At 44.7% G+C, this 17,511-nt stretch carries 16 protein-coding genes; 6 read left to right on the top strand and 10 right to left on the bottom strand.

Annotated elements, in window-relative coordinates; all coding sequences use genetic code 11:
• Positions 1-12: 12 nt before the first annotated feature.
• Entirely contained in the window at positions 13-1,197 is a 1,185-nt protein-coding gene (gene mtnK, locus QRX25_RS06610) for an S-methyl-5-thioribose kinase (protein ID WP_212101159.1), read from the top strand.
• A 6-nt stretch (positions 1,198-1,203) separates the two neighbouring features.
• A complete protein-coding gene (gene mtnA, locus QRX25_RS06605; protein ID WP_212101157.1) occupies positions 1,204-2,265 on the top strand; it encodes an S-methyl-5-thioribose-1-phosphate isomerase in 1,062 nt (353 codons plus the stop codon).
• A gap of 241 nt (positions 2,266-2,506) precedes the next feature.
• Here the strand turns inward: mtnA and QRX25_RS06595 are convergent, their stop codons facing one another.
• Together QRX25_RS06595 and QRX25_RS06590 are read right to left on the bottom strand one after the other, a co-directional pair.
• A complete protein-coding gene (locus tag QRX25_RS06595; protein ID WP_212101155.1) occupies positions 2,507-3,004 on the bottom strand; it encodes a methylated-DNA--[protein]-cysteine S-methyltransferase in 498 nt (165 codons plus the stop codon).
• Positions 3,001-5,220: a PAS domain-containing sensor histidine kinase gene (locus QRX25_RS06590; RefSeq protein WP_212101152.1), complete on the bottom strand. Its 2,220-nt coding sequence runs from the start codon at positions 5,218-5,220 to the stop codon at positions 3,001-3,003. Before QRX25_RS06590 ends, QRX25_RS06595 begins: the two co-directional genes overlap by 4 nt.
• Positions 5,221-5,476: 256 nt before the next feature.
• On the opposite strand from QRX25_RS06590, the gene QRX25_RS06585 reads away from it, so the two are divergent.
• On the top strand, positions 5,477-6,499 hold the full coding sequence (locus QRX25_RS06585; protein WP_212101149.1) for an acyltransferase family protein: 1,023 nt from the start codon (positions 5,477-5,479) through the stop codon (positions 6,497-6,499).
• Between the two features lie 41 nt (positions 6,500-6,540).
• On the opposite strand, the gene ykzE is transcribed toward QRX25_RS06585, so the two are convergent.
• From ykzE to htpX, 4 genes are all read right to left on the bottom strand, one after another.
• Positions 6,541-6,711, bottom strand: coding sequence for a protein YkzE (ykzE, locus tag QRX25_RS06580; RefSeq protein WP_013352024.1), 171 nt, complete (start codon positions 6,709-6,711; stop codon positions 6,541-6,543).
• 1 nt (position 6,712) lies between these two features.
• Entirely contained in the window at positions 6,713-7,387 is a 675-nt protein-coding gene (locus QRX25_RS06575) for a DUF421 domain-containing protein (RefSeq protein WP_065981301.1), read from the bottom strand.
• Positions 7,388-7,482: 95 nt separating this feature from the next.
• A complete protein-coding gene (ktrD, locus tag QRX25_RS06570; RefSeq protein WP_065521431.1) occupies positions 7,483-8,835 on the bottom strand; it encodes a Ktr system potassium transporter KtrD in 1,353 nt (450 codons plus the stop codon).
• A 157-nt stretch (positions 8,836-8,992) separates the two neighbouring features.
• A complete protein-coding gene (htpX, locus tag QRX25_RS06565; RefSeq protein ID WP_045506544.1) occupies positions 8,993-9,886 on the bottom strand; it encodes a protease HtpX in 894 nt (297 codons plus the stop codon).
• 148 nt (positions 9,887-10,034) lie between these two features.
• On the opposite strand from htpX, the gene htpK reads away from it, so the two are divergent.
• Together htpK and QRX25_RS06555 are read left to right on the top strand one after the other, a co-directional pair.
• The gene (gene htpK / locus QRX25_RS06560; RefSeq protein WP_013352020.1) at positions 10,035-10,736 is read left to right on the top strand and encodes a transcriptional regulator HtpK; all 702 of its coding nucleotides are present in this window, start codon (positions 10,035-10,037) and stop codon (positions 10,734-10,736) included.
• Positions 10,737-10,872: 136 nt separating this feature from the next.
• Positions 10,873-11,067 (top strand): alpha/beta-type small acid-soluble spore protein, encoded by a 195-nt coding sequence (locus QRX25_RS06555; protein WP_013352019.1) that lies wholly within the window; start codon positions 10,873-10,875, stop codon positions 11,065-11,067.
• A gap of 6 nt (positions 11,068-11,073) precedes the next feature.
• On the opposite strand, the gene QRX25_RS06550 is transcribed toward QRX25_RS06555, so the two are convergent.
• The 4 genes from QRX25_RS06550 to QRX25_RS06535 form a co-directional block, all read right to left on the bottom strand.
• Positions 11,074-12,252 carry an anti-sigma-I factor RsgI family protein gene (locus QRX25_RS06550; protein ID WP_212101146.1) on the bottom strand — a complete coding sequence of 393 codons (1,179 nt, stop codon included), beginning with the start codon at positions 12,250-12,252 and terminating at the stop codon, positions 11,074-11,076.
• Positions 12,249-13,004, bottom strand: a complete 756-nt coding sequence (gene sigI, locus QRX25_RS06545) for an RNA polymerase sigma factor SigI (protein WP_212101143.1) — start codon at positions 13,002-13,004, stop codon at positions 12,249-12,251. The genes QRX25_RS06550 and sigI overlap by 4 nt, the downstream gene beginning before the upstream one ends.
• 275 nt (positions 13,005-13,279) lie before the next feature.
• The gene (locus tag QRX25_RS06540; protein ID WP_212101140.1) at positions 13,280-14,062 is read right to left on the bottom strand and encodes a TerC family protein; all 783 of its coding nucleotides are present in this window, start codon (positions 14,060-14,062) and stop codon (positions 13,280-13,282) included.
• Between the two features lie 244 nt (positions 14,063-14,306).
• A complete protein-coding gene (locus tag QRX25_RS06535) occupies positions 14,307-14,957 on the bottom strand; it encodes a DedA family protein (RefSeq protein WP_212101137.1) in 651 nt (216 codons plus the stop codon).
• A gap of 118 nt (positions 14,958-15,075) precedes the next feature.
• Here QRX25_RS06535 and QRX25_RS06530 point away from each other — a divergent pair, with 118 nt between their 5' ends.
• Positions 15,076-17,481, top strand: coding sequence for a bifunctional diguanylate cyclase/phosphodiesterase (locus tag QRX25_RS06530; RefSeq protein ID WP_212101134.1), 2,406 nt, complete (start codon positions 15,076-15,078; stop codon positions 17,479-17,481).
• Positions 17,482-17,511 lie beyond the last annotated feature (30 nt).

Below are 17,511 nucleotides of genomic sequence, written 5' to 3'. Positions count from 1 at the left end.
GAGGGTAAATCCATGTCTGCAACTAAAACAAGTCTTTACGAACAATTAACAGAAAGCTCCGCCGCCGCGCTAGCCGTGAAGCTCGGCTTGTTCCAAAGCAAAAGCACCCTGACATGCCGTGAAATCGGCGACGGCAATTTGAATTACGTCTTTCATGTGTACGATAAAGAAAACAAAAAGGGACTGATTATCAAGCAGGCGATTCCTTACGCCAAAGTCGTCGGTGAAAGCTGGCCGCTTACGATCGATCGGGCGAGAATCGAAAGCAGCGCCCTCATCCGCCAGGGCGAGCATGTGCCGCACCTTGTTCCGGCCGTTTACTATTCCGATACTGAAATGGCCGTCACGGTAATGGAAGACCTCTCGCATTTAAAGATCTCAAGAAAAGGGCTGCTGGAAGGAAAACATTATCCGAACTTATCGGCCCATATCGGTGAATTTTTAGGAAAAACGCTTTTTTACTCATCCGATTATGCGCTTGATGTGAAAGTAAAGCAGCAGCTCGCAAAGCAGTTTACAAATCCTGAGCTTTGCAATATCACAGAAAGGCTTGTGTTTACAGAACCGTTTCTCGATCATGAAACAAATGATTTCGAAGAGGAGCTGCGCCCATACGCAGAAAAAATTTGGAACAACCCCCGGCTGAAAGAAGGCGCTGACGAATTGAAAGCCATCTTTCTGAATTCAGCGGAAACATTGATTCACGGCGATCTGCACACGGGAAGCATCTTCGCCGATGAACATGAAACAAAAGTCATTGATCCCGAATTTGCTTTCTTCGGACCGATCGGCTTTGACATCGGCCAATTTATCGCCAACCTGCTGTTAAACGCCCTCAGCCGGGACAGTGACGACAGACAGCCGTTATATGATCATACTGTTGCCGTATGGGACACATTTGTGAAAACATTCAGTAAAGCTTGGGAGAAAGACAGCTTGCCTTCCTGCAGACATCTGCTGGAAGATACACTGAAAAACACGTTTGAGGAAGCGGTCGGTTTTGCGGGATGCGAACTGATCCGGCGCACGATCGGCCTCGCCCATGTGGCTGACTTAGATGAACTCACTCCGTTTGACAAACGAATCGAACGGAAAAAGCTGGCGCTTGAAATCGGCGCCTGTTATATCGAAAACAGAAAAGAACTGAAGCATATCACTGAGGTTCTGGATCAATTTAAGCTCCGTGTAAAGGAATGATGCAGCATGACCAATGAATTTGCCATCCCCCGTTCTGTGGAATGGAAAGAAACTTACATCCGTATTTTAAATCAGCAAAAGCTCCCTGACGTCACTGAATATGTCGATCTTGAAACAAAGGAAGATGTATTCGACGCGATTATCACACTGAAAGTAAGGGGCGCTCCGGCCATCGGTATAACGGCGGCGTTCGGACTCGCGCTCTCTGCCAAATCGTTTGAAGTCCGCGATCTTTCTGATTTCCGCCGTCAGCTCGCGGATGTCAAAGCGTATTTAAACAGCTCGAGACCGACTGCCGTCAACCTCGCGTGGGCGCTTGACAGACTGACGGATTCCGTAAGAGATGCGATCTCAATCAATGAAGCCAAGACCACGCTCGTACATGAAGCCATTCAAATTCAAATTGAGGATGAAGAAACATGCCGAATGATCGGCCAAAATGCTCTGCACCTTTTTAAAAAAGGCGATCAGATCATGACCATCTGCAATGCGGGTTCAATTGCCACAAGCAGGTACGGTACGGCGCTTGCCCCCTTTTACTTAGCGAAACAAAAAGACCTCGGTCTTCATATTTACGCATGTGAAACAAGGCCCGTTCTGCAGGGGTCGCGGCTGACGGCGTGGGAGCTGATGCAGGGCGGGATTGATGTCACGCTCATTACTGACAGCATGGCCGCCCATACAATGAAGGAAAAGCACATTTCAGCGGTCATTGTCGGCGCTGACAGAATTGCTAAAAACGGGGATACTGCCAACAAGATCGGAACGTACGGCCTCGCTATTTTGGCAAACGCCTTTCAAATTCCGTTTTTTGTGGCCGCACCGCTTTCGACTTTTGACTTACGGATTGAAAACGGTGATCAGATTCCTATTGAAGAAAGAGATCCGGATGAAGTCAGACAGATCTCCGGCATACGCACCGCACCTGAAGATGTACCGGTCTTCAATCCTGCCTTTGATACTACACCGAGCAGCCTGATTTCAGGCATTATAACCGAGAAAGGCATTGTGACTGGTTCTTACACGGAAGAAATCGAACAATTATTCGCAGACTGCCAGCTGAGCTGAAAAACCGCTGATGATATTGCCTCAGGCAATGTCAGCGGTTTTTTTGTCTGCATAATGTAATCACTTCATCTTTTTGGGCGGCTGAAATCAGATGCATTTTAAAAAACAGCTCTGCATAGCCGGCTATCTTTTGCGGACGGCTCAATCTCATCAGGCTTCGTCCTCCTTTTTCGTCAGACCAACTTTTTTCACTTAATAAAATGATATGTCGGACGTGAAAAAACGGAACGTGCCATATGCTTTATTTTTCTTTATAGGATATTTGTTCGATGTTCAGCAGCACCGCTTTTACATCCGTCTGGGTGCCCGCGTATCCCGTTAAAGCGCTGTTTTTGCCGATTACCCGATGGCACGGGATCAAAATCGGCAGCCGGTTGCGTTTATTGGCTTGTCCGATGGCGCGCACCGCTTTCGGTTTACCGATCATTTCCGCCATATCACCGTAGCTCCGGGATTCACCGTATGGAATCACCGTCAGCGCGTTCCATACCTTTTCCTGAAAGGCTGTCCCTTTTTGTCTCAGAGGCAGAGAAAAATGCCTTCTTTCTCCGGAAAAATAAGAGGTCAGCTGCTGTTTCGCCTCCGACAGCAAAGCGGTTTCACACGATTTTACGCCGGGCGTATTTTTCCGCCATTTCTCAAAATCTTCCCCGTTGAGAAACAGGCCGGTAATAAAGCCCTCTTCCTCTGTCATGAAGACGGTTCCAAAAGGTGCCTTCACACTTGTAAAACAGATCATTCGCCGCTCCTTCTTTCTTCAGTATTCTGCCGGATCGGAAGCGTCAAATGAAAGACGGTGCCCTTCCCTTCTTCACTCTCCACATGAATGCGGCCCTGGTGCTCTTCAATGATTTTATAGCTGACCATCAGACCGAGCCCCGTTCCCCTGTCTTTTGTCGTGTAGAATGGTTCACCAAGACGTTTTAATTTGTCTTCGGAAATGCCTGTCCCTTCATCTTGAAGAGAAATCAGAATGTGGTCTTTATCAGAAGGCTGAATGGTCACATAGATATTGCCGCCGCCCGGCATGACTTCAATGGCGTTTTTTAAAATATTGATAAACACCTGTTTTAATTGATTCGGCTCACAGTAAATCGGCGGGATGTTTCCGGTCAGGTTCAAATGAATCTGCACATTGACAAGATTGGCCTGGGCATTCAAGAGATCGGCCGTGTCTTTCATAATCTGCGTCACGTCTTTTTCTTCATATAATATCGCCTGAGGTTTTGCTAAAATTAAAAATTCAGTGATGATAGACTCGATGCGTTTTAATTCTGAGGTAATGACGTTAAAGTACAGGGAATGTTCGCCTTCAATGCTTCCTTGCAAAAGCTGAATGAACCCTTTCAGCGCCGTCATCGGATTTCTGATTTCGTGGGCGATTCCCGCCGCCAGCTCCCCTACGACGTGAAGAGTGTCTGATTTCCGCAGCCTCTCCTCAAGCTCTTTGCGCTCCGTGACATCTTTAAAGATGGCCAGATTCATATTTTGAATGATATTCCTTTTGAAGGAGAATTCCAGTTTGCGGTTGTCACTGCTGCTTAACAGGAAGGGGATTTCATTATCCATTCCTTCTAAATCAATCTTTCTGGCGGGCACACCCGCGTTTTCAATATCAAATAATGAAAGAATATCCGGAACGGTGTACGCTCTCAGCTCCTCATCCGGCATGCCGAGTATACGGCTTGCGAGAGGGTTCGCGTCAATAATGCGGAATTGGTTGTCAAACAGGACTTTGCCGTCCATTGAGCCGTTGAATACTTTTCTGAATTTCAGCTCGCTTTCCCTCAATTCTTTTTCCATCCGCTTTCGATCGCTGACATTTCTTAAAATGGTTAAATGCTGACCCTCAAGTATGGTTCGTTTTGATGTGAATTCAAGCTCTTTATATTGGCCGTTTGCCATCTGGAACAGCATCTCTTCACGGATTTCCCCGTATTTTTCATATTTTTTCTTAATCTGTTTGTATTTTTTCTGCGGATCAACGATAAACGTACATAAATTCCGCTCCACCAGCTTATCCATCGGCAGTTCGAAAATGCGGCACGCCGACTCGTTTGCTTTGGCAATCCTTCCGTCATCAGACCAAATGACAATCGCGTCCATGGCGTTTTCAAAGATTTCGCGGAAACGTTCTTCGCTTTTAAAGAGTTTCAATTCCATCGACCGTTTCTCCGTTATGTCTCTCATAATGGACATGTAAAACCCGCTGATCAAGTTGGACGTAATCGTAAATTCAAACAGCTTCTCCTCGCCGGACCGGAGCTTGACAGGCAGTTCTCCTTGGGCTTTTCCTTTTCTGTCGAGGGTGTCCCAGATTTCTTTCAGGTGCCTTTTGTTTTCTCCGTCTGTAAAATGGCGGAGCGACAGATGGGACAGTTCATTCTGACCGATCTCAAAGCTTTTGCAAAAAGAGAGGTTCGCATCAATAAACCCACCGTCCTTGTCAAACAGCACGATGCCATCGACAGCTCTGTCAAACAGATCTTTAAACAGCTGCTCGTTCATGGAAAATTCACGCTCTAGTATTTTTTTAGAGGAGATATCCCTCATCACCACAAAAAAATAATCCTCCCCAATTCCGTCTTTGGCGAGGAATTCAATGTATTTCGTCGCGCCGCTGTCAAGCTTAATCGGCACCTCTTTCCACAGATGGCCCTTTTTCAAAAATTTTTTCACGGCCTTATTCAGTTCTTCCTGAGGCACAGAATATAAAAAGTCCAGTACGGAGCGGTTTATGAGACTCTCTGCCTCAATCTGCATCATCCGGGCCGCAGCCTCGTTCGCCTGGACGATCTTCATTTCCTTATGGCATATAAAAATGGCATCAAGCGTATTATTCATAATCACATGATACCGGTGCAAATCACTCTTCAGGCGGTCATTTTCCTCCTTCATCCGCTTCAGCTGCTCATTCAGCGACTCCTTTGTTTGCAAATCCAGAGTTTCAGCCATTCAGTACACTCCTTCTTCAAAAACCTATCCTTCAATATTTCTACAAAATACCTCATCTTCCTTCATTCGCCCTATACATTTCAGAAAATTTCAATGATATGACAAGTTAAAGTCTTTTTCTACGATCCTTACCTCCCCATTACATCATCCTAACAATCCCTTTTGTCCTCATTCAATTTTTTGTTTTTTATTTTAAAATGAACATCATCAGGAAATAATCATGCAGTGGATGATTTTTTGAAAAGAAGGTGATGCAATGACAAAATCGCGAGACAGTTACTTTGACAACGCCAAGTTTATCTTGATTTTTCTGGTGGTGTTCGGCCACATTCTCCGGTCATTTATTAACGGAAATGAGTTTATGCTTCATCTCTACAAATTCATTTATACTTTTCATATGCCGGCCTTCATCCTGGTTTCCGGCTATTTCGCGAAAAACTTTAAGCGGAAAGGTTATGTGAAAAAGCTGGCTGTGAAGCTGATTATTCCGTACCTGATTTTTCAGGGCATCTACTCGGTTTTTTACTACTTGATTCAGGATGAAAGCATGACAAGCGTCAATCCGATTGATCCGCAGTGGTCTCTCTGGTTTTTAGTCAGCTTATTCTTTTGGAATTTGCTGCTGTACCCTTTTACGAAGCTGCCAAAAATGTGGGCGCTTGGAGCGAGCTGCGGGCTTGCCGTTATGATCGGATATCTGGATTTCATCAGCAGCACGCTGAGTCTCTCACGGACGTTTGTCTTTCTTCCGATGTTTCTCGTCGGGTTCTATTTGAAAAAACAGCACTTTGATTTGCTGCGTGCCAAAAGAGGCAGGCAGATTGCCGCCGGCGTACTCGGCATTGTTTTCCTCTTATGCTGGTGCATTGATTTTGATTACTCATGGCTGTTCGGGTCGGAGCCTTATTCCACATTCGGCACAGTGACGCTGTTGAGCGGTCTGTCGCGCATCGGCTGGTATGTATTGGCCTTTGCCGCCACATTCAGCTTTTTGGCGCTCGTTCCGCAAAAGCGTTATTTCTTTACGAAGTGGGGTACGAGGACGTTTTACGTGTATCTGCTGCATGGATTCATTATAAAAACGCTGCGCCAGATCGGGCTTGAAGATCACCTGTCTGATTACCAGAATTTAGTCATGCTCTTGATTTTAACGGCCGTTCTAACTTCCATTCTCTCCAGCAATGCGGTGAAAACGGCCGCACAGCCGTTTATTGAACTGCGGATAACCGGCTGGCTTGAAGCGGTGAAAGGAACAAGAAACGGTGTTTATTCGAAATAATAAAAAATGCCTCTTAAGCGTTATCGCCTAAGAGGTATTTTTTATTTTTTGCTGTCTTCTTTTTTCTTGGGTTTCGTCTGTTCAAGCGTTTCAATCAGTTTTCCGGCATTATAATCACCAAGCTCGCTTGAAAATTCTTCTTCAAGCAATTCAGGGTCCATCGGCTTTTTATGGTTTTGCATGTCTCTACTGTGGCGATTTTTTTTCGTCATGTTATTCGCCTCCTTGTTTGCCGTGTTTTGATTTGCGGTTTGCGCCTCTCAGTCCGGGATCACCGTCATATTGCGTTTTGTATGCATCTTTGTCCATGCTCTCAGTCGGTGTATTGTTATTGGTCAAAGCTTCATTCTTCGCTGCCTTGCGTTTCATTTGATTTCCTCCTTCTGTCAGCAAATCTGTTTTGAATTCATCAAGCATTTTTTTCAGGTCGCGCACTGTCACGTTTTTGGCATCATCAATAAGCTCATAGCCGATCTGTCCGTTCGGCTCAAGCAACACATATTTAAAATCTTGTATATCCCCGAGGCCTTCCTGCCTAATCCGCATTGACAGCTGCGCCTCGGTGAAACGCATCTTTTTTAAATTTTCCGGGATGATTTTTCCGTCTCTGACAACGGCGACGGTCTTTCCTGAAAATAAAAACTCAAAAAAGCTTGATTTGATTTCTAAATACTCCATCAGGATCAGTACTGCAATAAAAATGGCTGCCGCGAAAATGGTTTCCCATAAACTATGTTCAATAAACGGCTGAATAATAATCGAGCCGATGGAAATCATGATGACTGTCTGGGTCACCGACAGCTGGCTGATCGATTTCCGCCCGGCAATTCGCAATAAAAAGGTACCGACCGCTATCATAATCACAGATTTCCAGAGTACGGCAAACAATGACGTCACCTCTTTACAAATAGAATCTCCAAAAAAACTGCTGCCACACATCCATTTTCCGGAAATAAAAAACACCGCTTTTTAAAAAAGCGGTGTCAGCCAATTATAATTCTTTCCTTCGGATAGTGATAATTCGCTTCGATTTCTTTTCGGCCGATTAAATAAAGGAAAGTCAGGATGCCGATCCGGCCGATAAACATGACGATCATGATCACGCATTTTCCGATGTCGCTTAAATGGGGGGTAATCCCAAGCGAAAGCCCGGTCGTTCCGAAAGCGGAGCAAACTTCAAAAAGCAGTCCGAGCAGCGTCTGATTTTTCTCCGTCACAGCCAGAATCAGCGTCGATCCGAACACAAGCAGAATCGCCATCATCGTAACGACCAGCGATTTCATGACATCAGCCTGATGAAGCTCGCGTTTAAAGACCTTGACCGCTTTATTCCCCCGGGCAAAATGAAACAGAGCAAGAAGGTTAAGCGCAAATGTCGTGGTGCGGATTCCGCCGCCGACTGAGCTCGGCGATGCGCCGATGAACATAAGGGCGCACATGAAAAATAATGCCGGCGCCGACAGCTGGCTGATATCAATAGTCGCAAGCCCTCCGCTTCTTGTAGCGGTTGATTGAAAGAGACATAAAAATAAAACATCATGCCAGCTTTTTCCCTTCATGGCATGGCTTGCTTCAAGCGCGTAAATTCCGACGGCCCCGAATAAAACGAGCATCCCGAACGTAACGGTCGTAATTTTCGTAAACAGCGTAAATGAGTATCTGCGCTGTTTTGAAAACAAAAAGTCCTTTACTTCTACGAGCACCGGAAACCCGATCGCACCGAAAATAATCAGAAGCATCGTAATAAACTGCACGAAATAGTCATGCCTGAACGGAACTAGTGAATTTCCCGTAATATCAAAACCGCCGTTTGTCGTAGCACTGACACTCGCAAAGAATCCGTGCAAGTAAGCTTGTTCAAACGAATGGTAATACGTTAAAAAATATGTTCCTAAGATGATGCCGCCCAAAAACTCGATTAATAAAATCAAAAACAGAACTTGCTTCATCAAGTTGACGATTCCGGAAAACTGCGATTGATTCTGATCCACCATAATGAGCTTCCGTTCCCGTAAACCGATCCGTTTACCCATAATCAGCCAGACGAATGTTCCGAGCGTCATGATGCCGATTCCGCCGAATTGCAGCACGAATGCCAAAATGACAATCCCGGTCGTGCTGAATGTATCAGCCGTGTTGACCACCGTTAAACCCGTTACACTGACTGAGCTGACAGCCGTAAACAGCGCGTCTATAAACGACCAGCTGGCCCCTTGTTTGTGGGCTGCCGGCAGACTTAACAATATAACTGCCACCGTTACAGCAAGAAAATAATATAACGCAATCAGCTGTGCAGGCGACAAGATCTGTATGAATTTCTTCAGCATTAATTTCATAAGATAATTCCTTTTGCCTCTCATTGTAGTACGTAATTATTCTAATGATATTGGGAGAATTTTTAAAGGTCTTTTTAGAAAGATTTTTTATTTACCTTATGTAATTTGCCGATCTTTAATCAAAAAACCTCTGAACCAATGTCAGAGGTTTTGTTGTTTATTTGGCTTCAAGCCTGCGGATGCGCTCATCCAGATCAGGGTGTGTGGAGAACAGTGACGAATGCTTTTTGCCGTTGATTTTCAACGTCTGCACCGCCGTCTGATCCTCTTCATTCACGTGTCCTGTGTAAGACTTCAGCGTACGCAGGGCGTGAATCATTTTATCCTTGCCGGCAAGGTCGGCACCGCCGCGGTCAGCGTGGAACTCTCTGTGACGCGAGTATGCGAAGACGACAAGACTGCCGAGAATGGAAAAAATAATCTGAAACACGATCATCGCGATAAAATGCACGACCGGTGCGAGGTCTTCTTTGACAAAGCGGCTTGCAATCCATGCCGCGATACGGGAAAGGAAGACGACGAACGTATTGACGATTCCCTGAAGCAGCGTCATCGTGACCATATCACCATTTGTAATGTGTGCGACTTCGTGGGCAAGTACCCCTTCCACCGCAGCATCATCCATCTGCTGCAATAAACCTGAGGAAACCGCGACAAGCGAGCGGCGCTTAGAAGGTCCGGTCGCAAAGGCATTGACCTCAGGGGAATGATAAATGCCGACTTCAGGCATTTTCGTCATCCCTGCAGTACGGGCCAATCTGTGCACCCGGTCCACCAATTGCTGCTCTTCATAGCTGAGTGACTGTTTCTTCGGATTTAACACCCGGACACCCATCATTGTTTTGGCCATCCATCTGGACATTCCCAGGGAAATAAAAGAACCGACAAAACCGACGACAAGACTGAACACGAGCAATGCCGTCAGATCGACGCGGCCATTTTGTATATACGAGCCGACACCGGTGACGCTTGTAATAATCGTAAGCACAATTCCGATTGTCGTAATGACCAAAAGGTTTGTTAAAATAAACAGAAATATTCTTTTCGCCATAATTACCTCCGTCTTTTTTAAGATCATAAGAACTTATTTAATTAAATTATAAATGATCTGTTTGAAAATGCAACAATTTCGACGTATGATGTTAATGTAATTCTCAGTGATACAAGAAAGTGAACACGTAATCAATCAGAGGTGAACAATGAACACGTTTAAACTGACCCGAACTGATATGGTCCGGCTTCTTTACGCGTTAAAGGGCCAAGGAGACGCAACCCCTCTCCAAATCTTATTGCAATCTGCGGATATGACATTGGATGAAGCGGAAAACCGGCTGCATATCCCTGAATTTCTGACGAGATTCGAGCGAAAAAAAGAGAAAAAAGAATACGGACTTTCAACAAACGAGATTGTCGAACTGGGAAATTTGTGCGAGCTGACGTCTTTAAAATCAACCGCCGTCCAAAACTGGGTGAAACGCGATATTAAAGATTTGATCGGCCACCCCTTACTCGGAAAAAAATATACAATTGAACAAGCTGTCATCCTTCTCATTGTACGTGATTTAAAATCAATTTATGACTTCGAACATATACGCGGCATACTGAAGATCGCATTTAACACGATCACCGACAGAACAGATGACGTCATCAGCCCGATCAGCTACTATGAGAGCTGCGCTCAGGTGATTGATTATCTCCATCATAAGGGCAACCCGCCGATGAAGGAAACGAGCCTGCAGGAGCTCGTTGAACAGCAGACGGACAAGCTCAGAGGCTGCTTTAAAGAACTCGGAAACGGGCAATGGAACAATATCAGATCCATACTCGCCGTTACGGTGCTCTCCGTTTTGACTTTCCATATTCAAGCCTCCGCCTACAAAATGACCAGCCATTTATTATAATTCATAACGTTTCTTAGCCCCGGTGTCTGCGCCGGGGTTTTTTTCAGCTACACAACAATTGCCAGCATAATCAATGCGGTTCCGTTTGAAACTAAAATGCGTAAAACATCTTGCCAGAGAAAAGGAGATGAAAAAGATGGCGAGCAGAAATAAACTCTTAGTTCCAGGGGCTGAGCAGGCACTTGACCAATTTAAATACGAAGTGGCTCAAGAATTCGGCGTGAACCTTAGCTCTGATACAGCAGCACGCGCAAACGGCTCTGTAGGCGGGGAAATGACAAAACGGCTTGTACAGCAGGCTCAATCACAATTAAACGGCAAAACTCAATAATGTAGCTTATTCGCCGGGATTTCTCGGCGAATTTTGATATTTATCGGCATTATCCCTTCCGTGCCGGTAGCCGTTCGGGTTCCTGCGGTCTGACGAATCTTCATGGCGCCGATAAGATTCCCGCTGTTCATTGCGCTCATGATCCCGCTGATTCCAGTAATGATTGTTATACCTGTGCTTAGGCTCTTTGTCGTTTCCGTTTTCCTGAGGATTTTGTGTTGGGGGCTGCTCTGTTTCCCCATCTTGTTCCTTCTGTGTGTTTTCCTCTGATCCGGAAGCTGCATTTTTTTCGGTTTGCTGATTGCCGTCCTGACTGTCCGGCTTCGCTTCTTCCGTGCCGGGCGTTGTTTCATTGTTTTCCGGCTGATCCGCTGCCTTTTCTTCATCAGGAGATGTCTGATCATCAGCCGCCGGCTTTTCTGTGTCCGGCTGCATGTTTTGATCAGTATCTGTTTCATTGTTATTCTGATCGGTTTCTTGGCCGTCTGTATTCTTTTCAGGCTGTTTTTCTTCTGTTTTCTTTTCGTTTCTTCTTATGTAGCTGCCTGTTGACATACCTTCCTGTTTCGCTTTTTCTCTTGTTTCCATATCTGATTCAAGCGATTGAAGCTGGTAGGTGCCCTTATATTTTTCAGTCATGTCAGCCAGCTGTTTTTTGACGCCTTTTTTATATGTATTGTCATCTGTATTTTCATAAACCGTGGAAATTAAAATCTCTTTTGATTCCTTTACATATCCATGCTTGCTGCAATCGGTAATAATATCACTGATGACTTCCTTAAAATCGCTGCTTTTCCAGTCTCCGATGTCATTAATAACCTGTTTGGCGTCATGGTTCAGCGGTGTAAGTTCAATGACTTCATATTTGCTGTTTAAAGCCATCTCAATGCTTGGATTAATGTCCAGCGTCATATATGCGTAAGCTTTGTTATCAGAAAAAACCGGGAGCATGATTAAAATAAATAGGATAATAGCAGTCATCGTAAACACTCCCAATTTAAAAGGGCGCAGTTTCAGAAAATCAAAAAAGCTGGCCCTTCTTCCCATACGCGTTTCGCCTTCAAACGTAATTTCCTCTCCGATTTCACAAGTGCGGTGATCATTTTTTGTTTTTAAAAATTGTCCGTCAGGGGTTAGCAACGTGACGAATTTTTTATTTTTCTCTACTATGATCCCTCTTCTCATGAGTGCAACACCCCTTTAAGATAATCTTTTAAATAAATATAATCACCGGTAATTATAATACTCATGGCGATGATATATTTTCGGTTCCGTTCGATCGTTTTTCTGCTGACCGACACGAGCTGCTCCAGCTGTTTGACAGGAAGCTGTTTCTTCTGGTGCAAAATGGACGCCAGCTCTTCATTTTCAACAAGCGTGTAAGCTACCTTAATCGCATTCTGCCTCGCATCTGTATGCTTCGGCGATTGTTCCAGCAACTCTTTAAAAGACAGCCCGTATTCTTTCAGCTGCTTCTGAAAAAAAAGAATTTCTTCCCGGCGCTGCTCCTGTTCTATCTGTTTGCGGTATTCATCAATGGAAAGCTCTGCTTCGATAAGACTCTGCGAAGCCTCCTGGTCGTCGCCTTCCTGCACATCCATATTAATGTGCTGAGCGGTTCTTGCTTCTTTTCTGATATAATCTATTACTTTTCTTTTTATGATAAGCTCTGCAAATGCAAGCAGCGAATTACCTTTTTCAGCCGAATATTTTTCAATGGCTTCGTTAAACGCGATCAGCCCGATGCTGAATTCGTCGTCTTTTTCATCTATATATCGTTTACAAACGGATGAAACCGTCTTTGCGATAAAAGGCTTATATTGCTGTATTAAATCGTTCTGCAGATCTTTGTCGCCTTTTTGTATTTTTTCAACAGATGTTTCAAGCGTTTGCTTCTTTTTTCCCAATTTAAACAAAAGGCTAAGCACTGGTTTCACCTCAGTTCCTCCCTATAACTACTCATAATCATAGCTAATTTAGTAGGGATTCGCAAAGGAAGAAAAAGAGAAATCGATTTCATTTGTCTCAATTATGACAAGCCAATAAGACGTACTATACATGATTTCGTGCCCTCAAGCAGAATTAAGGGGGTTTTCTGTATGTTTTTTGTAACAATGCTGTTATAAAATTGTTATCATATGTCTTAAATGTAAGCGTTTCAAACAAAAAAAGGAACCTGTTTTTTAAAAAACAGATCCCTCTATGACCCTTTTTACGCGTGTTCTCTTTCTGCGGATGCCGCGTCAGTCTCTATTTGTTTTGCTCCTGACATAAACCATCCGCATACCGCAATGGCTGCCAGAACCGCCCAGAAAATCATTTTCCAGGCCGCTGAATGGATCACATCTGCCGGAACTATGCCGAGTTCTTCATGGGCAAGAGTATAAAGAGCGAGTTTCACGCCTACCCACCCGACAATAACAAATGCAGCCGTTTCAAGGCCCGGCCTCGTTTTTATTAAGGAAACGAACATTGATGCCGCGAAGCGCATAATGATTAAACCAATAACCCCGCCGGCTAAAATGACGAGAAATTGACCGCCGTCCAAGCCGCCGATGGCAGGAAGCGATGTTCCCGGAAGCGTTACTGCAAGCGCGACCGCCGCTAAAATGGAATCAACGGCAAAAGCAATGTCCGCCAGCTCCACTTTCAATACAGTCTGCCAAAACCCGCTTTCTTTCTGCTTCTTCTGCCCTGTGTTATGTTTGAATACATACCGCTTCAGCAAATGGCTGACCGCGATGTAAAACAAATATAGGGCGCCGACGGCCTGAACCTGCCAAACATTTACCAAGAAAGAAATGGCGAACAGCGACCCGAAACGTAAAATAAAAGCCCCCGCCAAACCGTAAAATAAAGCTTTCTTCCTTTGTTTTTCCGGGAGATGCTTCACCATCACAGCCATCACCAGCGCGTTATCCGCCGCTAAAATCCCTTCCAGCCCGATTAAAACGAGAAGAACCCATCCATACTCCAATAATAATGATAAGTCCAATCCAATCCCTCCGTCTCTTTTCTGTCATCCGAGCTTATACCGGCGGTTTTTTTACGCAAAAAAGACCTTTGCCGATATAAGGCAAAGGTCTTGCTAGACATGAATTATTGGCATGCCAACAAAGCCGATGGATATGATCCATGAATTGACGACTTTGTTTCCGGAACATCCGGACGCTACTCCCCTTTGGGATTTCAAGAAATATTTGTTTATACGCTCATGATAAAGCCTGTTTCTTCATTTGTCAACGCTTAACTTTTTTAACAAATTGCGAAATATTTTCTGTTTTGACCCGCTTCTTTCTTCTCTTTAAAACGATATAAGAGACGAGAAGCACTGCAATGAATATACCCAGCGGCAGCATATATTGATCAAGAATGGATCCGACGTTTTTCCAATTTTCCCCGAGTTTCATTCCGAGGTATACGTAAGCAAACGTAATCGGAAGCATCGCTGCATATGTATAAAGCGAGAAGACCCAGACATTCATCTTCGCAATGCCGCACGGCAAAGAAATCAGCGTCCTGATCCCCGGTATGAAACGGCCGCTGAACGCTACCAAACCTCCGTGCTTCTGAAAAAAATCGTCTGATTTCTGCAGGGTTTCGGGTTTGATCCATATATACTTTCCGTACTTCAGCAAAAACAGCCGACCGCCCAGCCTGCCGATTCCATATAAAACAAGCGGGCCTGAAACACCGCCGAGAGAGCCGGCAAACACGGCTCCGGCAAGCGTCATATCCCCTTTTGACACCCAGTAGCCCGCAAGCGGAAGAACAATTTCCGCCGGAATGAATTCTATACTCAGCGCCAAAAAAATTCCTGCGTAGGATAAGCTTTTAAACGCCTCTATTATTGATATGATAAAACCTTCGATGTGTATCACTCCCGGCATAAGTCTATATTCCGAAACTTAAGAATGATTTTAACACAAAATCTCGAGACTGAAATATTTTTTAGACATGCCGATATAAATGAGAGTTGTTTCACGGTTTAGTAGGAGGAATCATCTTTTGGAATTACATGTACATTACTATCTTCCGCTTGTCGGGTTATCCATTCTGATTGCTTGTCTGGCATCGTTTACTTCACTTGAAATCTCCAGAAAAGTAACGCTGAAAACGGGGATTCGCAGTAAACTGTGGCTGATCGCCGGTTCAGTTATCATGGGTTTCGGCATATGGTCAACGCATTTTGTCGGGATGCTCGCCGTTTATGTGAACATGCATATGAATTATGAAGCCGTACCGATGTTCTCTTCTTTAGCCGCTGCGATTTCCGGATCTTTCGCGGCTTTATATATCGTCAGCCGAAGAATCTTAACACTCAACCGGCTGATCACCGGATCTGTTTTTATGGGAGCGGGAATTTCACTTATGCATTACATGGGAATGTCGGCCATTTCCCGGGTAATGATTATGTATAATCCTTTTTTGTTCTGTTTGTCTATTCTGATTGCCATTGTTGCTTCTTTCGTTTCGCTGAAAGTATTTTTCGGTTTGGCAGTGAAGAAACCGACAGAACATTTGACTTTTCAAAAAATCATCAGTTCTGTTTTCATGGGCGCGGCCGTCTCAGGGATGCATTATACCGGTATGATGGCAGCGTCATTTTATGCAGACACGCGAAGGCCGGGCAGCGATATGGAAATTCATTCGTTTCATTGGTCCGTTTTTATTACGCTGATTATTTTTTGTTTTCAGATGTTATTATTTTTCAGCTCACATTTCGATCGTCAGTTTTTCCGCCACGATGAACGTATGAAGGATCATGAACAGCGGTTTCAATCATTAATTAAACATAACATTGATCCCATTTTCATCCTTTCTCCTTATGGTAAAATTCTTTACTCGAATGAAGCAGGGGCCGAGATGATACACAGTTTCGGACTGGACAGCCAAAATTGGCGCAGACATATCAGCAGTCCGCTGAAGAACTATTTCAAACAGGTAAAAAAAGAACAGCAGGCACTGCATTTTGATGCTGATCTGAAGACAGATATCGGTTTATTTTATATTAATGTTACCTTTATTCCCGTTTTGGTCGATAACGGACTGGACAGTGTATATGTCATCTGTAAAGACATGACCAAACAGCGGCAAGCCGAGAAGGAAATTCACCGCATGGCGCATTATGATTCTTTGACCGACCTTCCGAACCGCCGCCATGCCGTGCAGCGATTGACGGAAGTTCTGGAAAAGAAACATTCGCATGGGCATTTGACCGTTGTGTTCTTTCTCGATTTAAACCGGTTTAAAGTCATTAATGATGCTCTCGGGCACAATGTCGGAGACAGACTTCTTCAATCAGCGGCTGAAAGACTTTCTTCCATTATCCCGGATAATGGTTTTATCGCCCGTCTTGGCGGCGATGAATTTATTATTATTTTAACGGATGCCCGGTCTGAGGACGATGACATTGATGATTTAGCAAAACAGATCATCCTGCAGTTCGAAAAACCGTTTATCGTTCAGGAGCATGAGCTGATCACCTCAGTCAGCATCGGCATCGCCGTCTCTCCAAAAGACGGGTCGGACGGGATGGAACTGATGAAAAAAGCCGATATGGCGATGTACGCCAGCAAAGACCGAAACAAAAGCAAATACAAATATTACTCTGCCCAAATCGGAGAAAAAGAAGCGAAAAAGCTCCGGATTGAGATGGAACTGAGAGAAGCAATTGAGAAAAAAAGGTTTGTCCTTCATTATCAGCCTCAATACAGCTCCGCCGATCAGCTCATAACGGGAGTTGAAGCGCTTCTGAGAGTTGCCGGCGCTGATGGAAAACTGCAGAACCCCGGAGACTTTATACAGGCCGCCGAAGAAACCGGCCTGATTATCGACCTCGGCAAATGGATCATTACCGAGGCGTGCCGACAGGCTAAGGAATGGCACGAAAAAGGTTACCATCTTCCTGTCGCCATTAATATTTCGGCCAAACAATTTCAGTCGGAAGAACTTGTCCCGTTTATTCAGAAAACACTTACCAATTACAAGCTTCCTCCCGCACTACTTGAAGCAGAAGTGACCGAAAGCATGACGATGGAAGACCGCGAGCACAGCAAAAAAGTGCTGACGGCGCTAACTGAGCTGGGAATCAGCGTAAGCATTGATGATTTCGGGACGGGCCATAGTTCTCTCAGTTACCTAAAGGACTTTCCGATTCACAGATTGAAAATCGATAAATCATTTATAGATGATCTCCAGATTCATCCTAAATCCGCGCAGATCACAGGCGCCATTATTGCCATGGGACATCAGCTTTCTCTTTTAGTCGTTGCTGAAGGGGTTGAAACGGCGATGCAAAAAAAGCTTTTAGATGAAAAAGGGTGCGATTTTCTCCAAGGATACTATTTCAGCAGGCCATTGCCGCCTGAGGAGATTGAACAGCTGCTCCATGAAGCGCCGCGCCACCCATAAGTTGCTACACATGGAACGGACCCGTTTATC

The organism is Bacillus sp. L381 (assembly GCF_030284525.1).
GTDB lineage: Bacteria > Bacillota > Bacilli > Bacillales > Bacillaceae > Bacillus > Bacillus amyloliquefaciens.
The sequence above is the reverse complement of the archived record's forward strand: the minus strand, read 5'-3'. Positions and strand labels throughout refer to the sequence as shown.

Coding starts and splice junctions, on each gene's coding strand:
- htpK (WP_013352020.1), top strand. CDS start 10,035: ATGAACACGTTTAAACTGACCCGAACTGATATGGTCCGGCTTCTTTAC.
- QRX25_RS06550 (WP_212101146.1), bottom strand. CDS start 12,252: ATGAGAAGAGGGATCATAGTAGAGAAAAATAAAAAATTCGTCACGTTG.
- QRX25_RS06535 (WP_212101137.1), bottom strand. CDS start 14,957: ATGCCGGGAGTGATACACATCGAAGGTTTTATCATATCAATAATAGAG.
- QRX25_RS06555 (WP_013352019.1), top strand. CDS start 10,873: ATGGCGAGCAGAAATAAACTCTTAGTTCCAGGGGCTGAGCAGGCACTT.
- QRX25_RS06590 (WP_212101152.1), bottom strand. CDS start 5,220: ATGGCTGAAACTCTGGATTTGCAAACAAAGGAGTCGCTGAATGAGCAG.
- ktrD (WP_065521431.1), bottom strand. CDS start 8,835: ATGAAATTAATGCTGAAGAAATTCATACAGATCTTGTCGCCTGCACAG.
- QRX25_RS06585 (WP_212101149.1), top strand. CDS start 5,477: ATGACAAAATCGCGAGACAGTTACTTTGACAACGCCAAGTTTATCTTG.
- htpX (WP_045506544.1), bottom strand. CDS start 9,886: ATGGCGAAAAGAATATTTCTGTTTATTTTAACAAACCTTTTGGTCATT.
- mtnK (WP_212101159.1), top strand. CDS start 13: ATGTCTGCAACTAAAACAAGTCTTTACGAACAATTAACAGAAAGCTCC.
- ykzE (WP_013352024.1), bottom strand. CDS start 6,711: ATGACGAAAAAAAATCGCCACAGTAGAGACATGCAAAACCATAAAAAG.
- mtnA (WP_212101157.1), top strand. CDS start 1,204: ATGACCAATGAATTTGCCATCCCCCGTTCTGTGGAATGGAAAGAAACT.
- QRX25_RS06595 (WP_212101155.1), bottom strand. CDS start 3,004: ATGATCTGTTTTACAAGTGTGAAGGCACCTTTTGGAACCGTCTTCATG.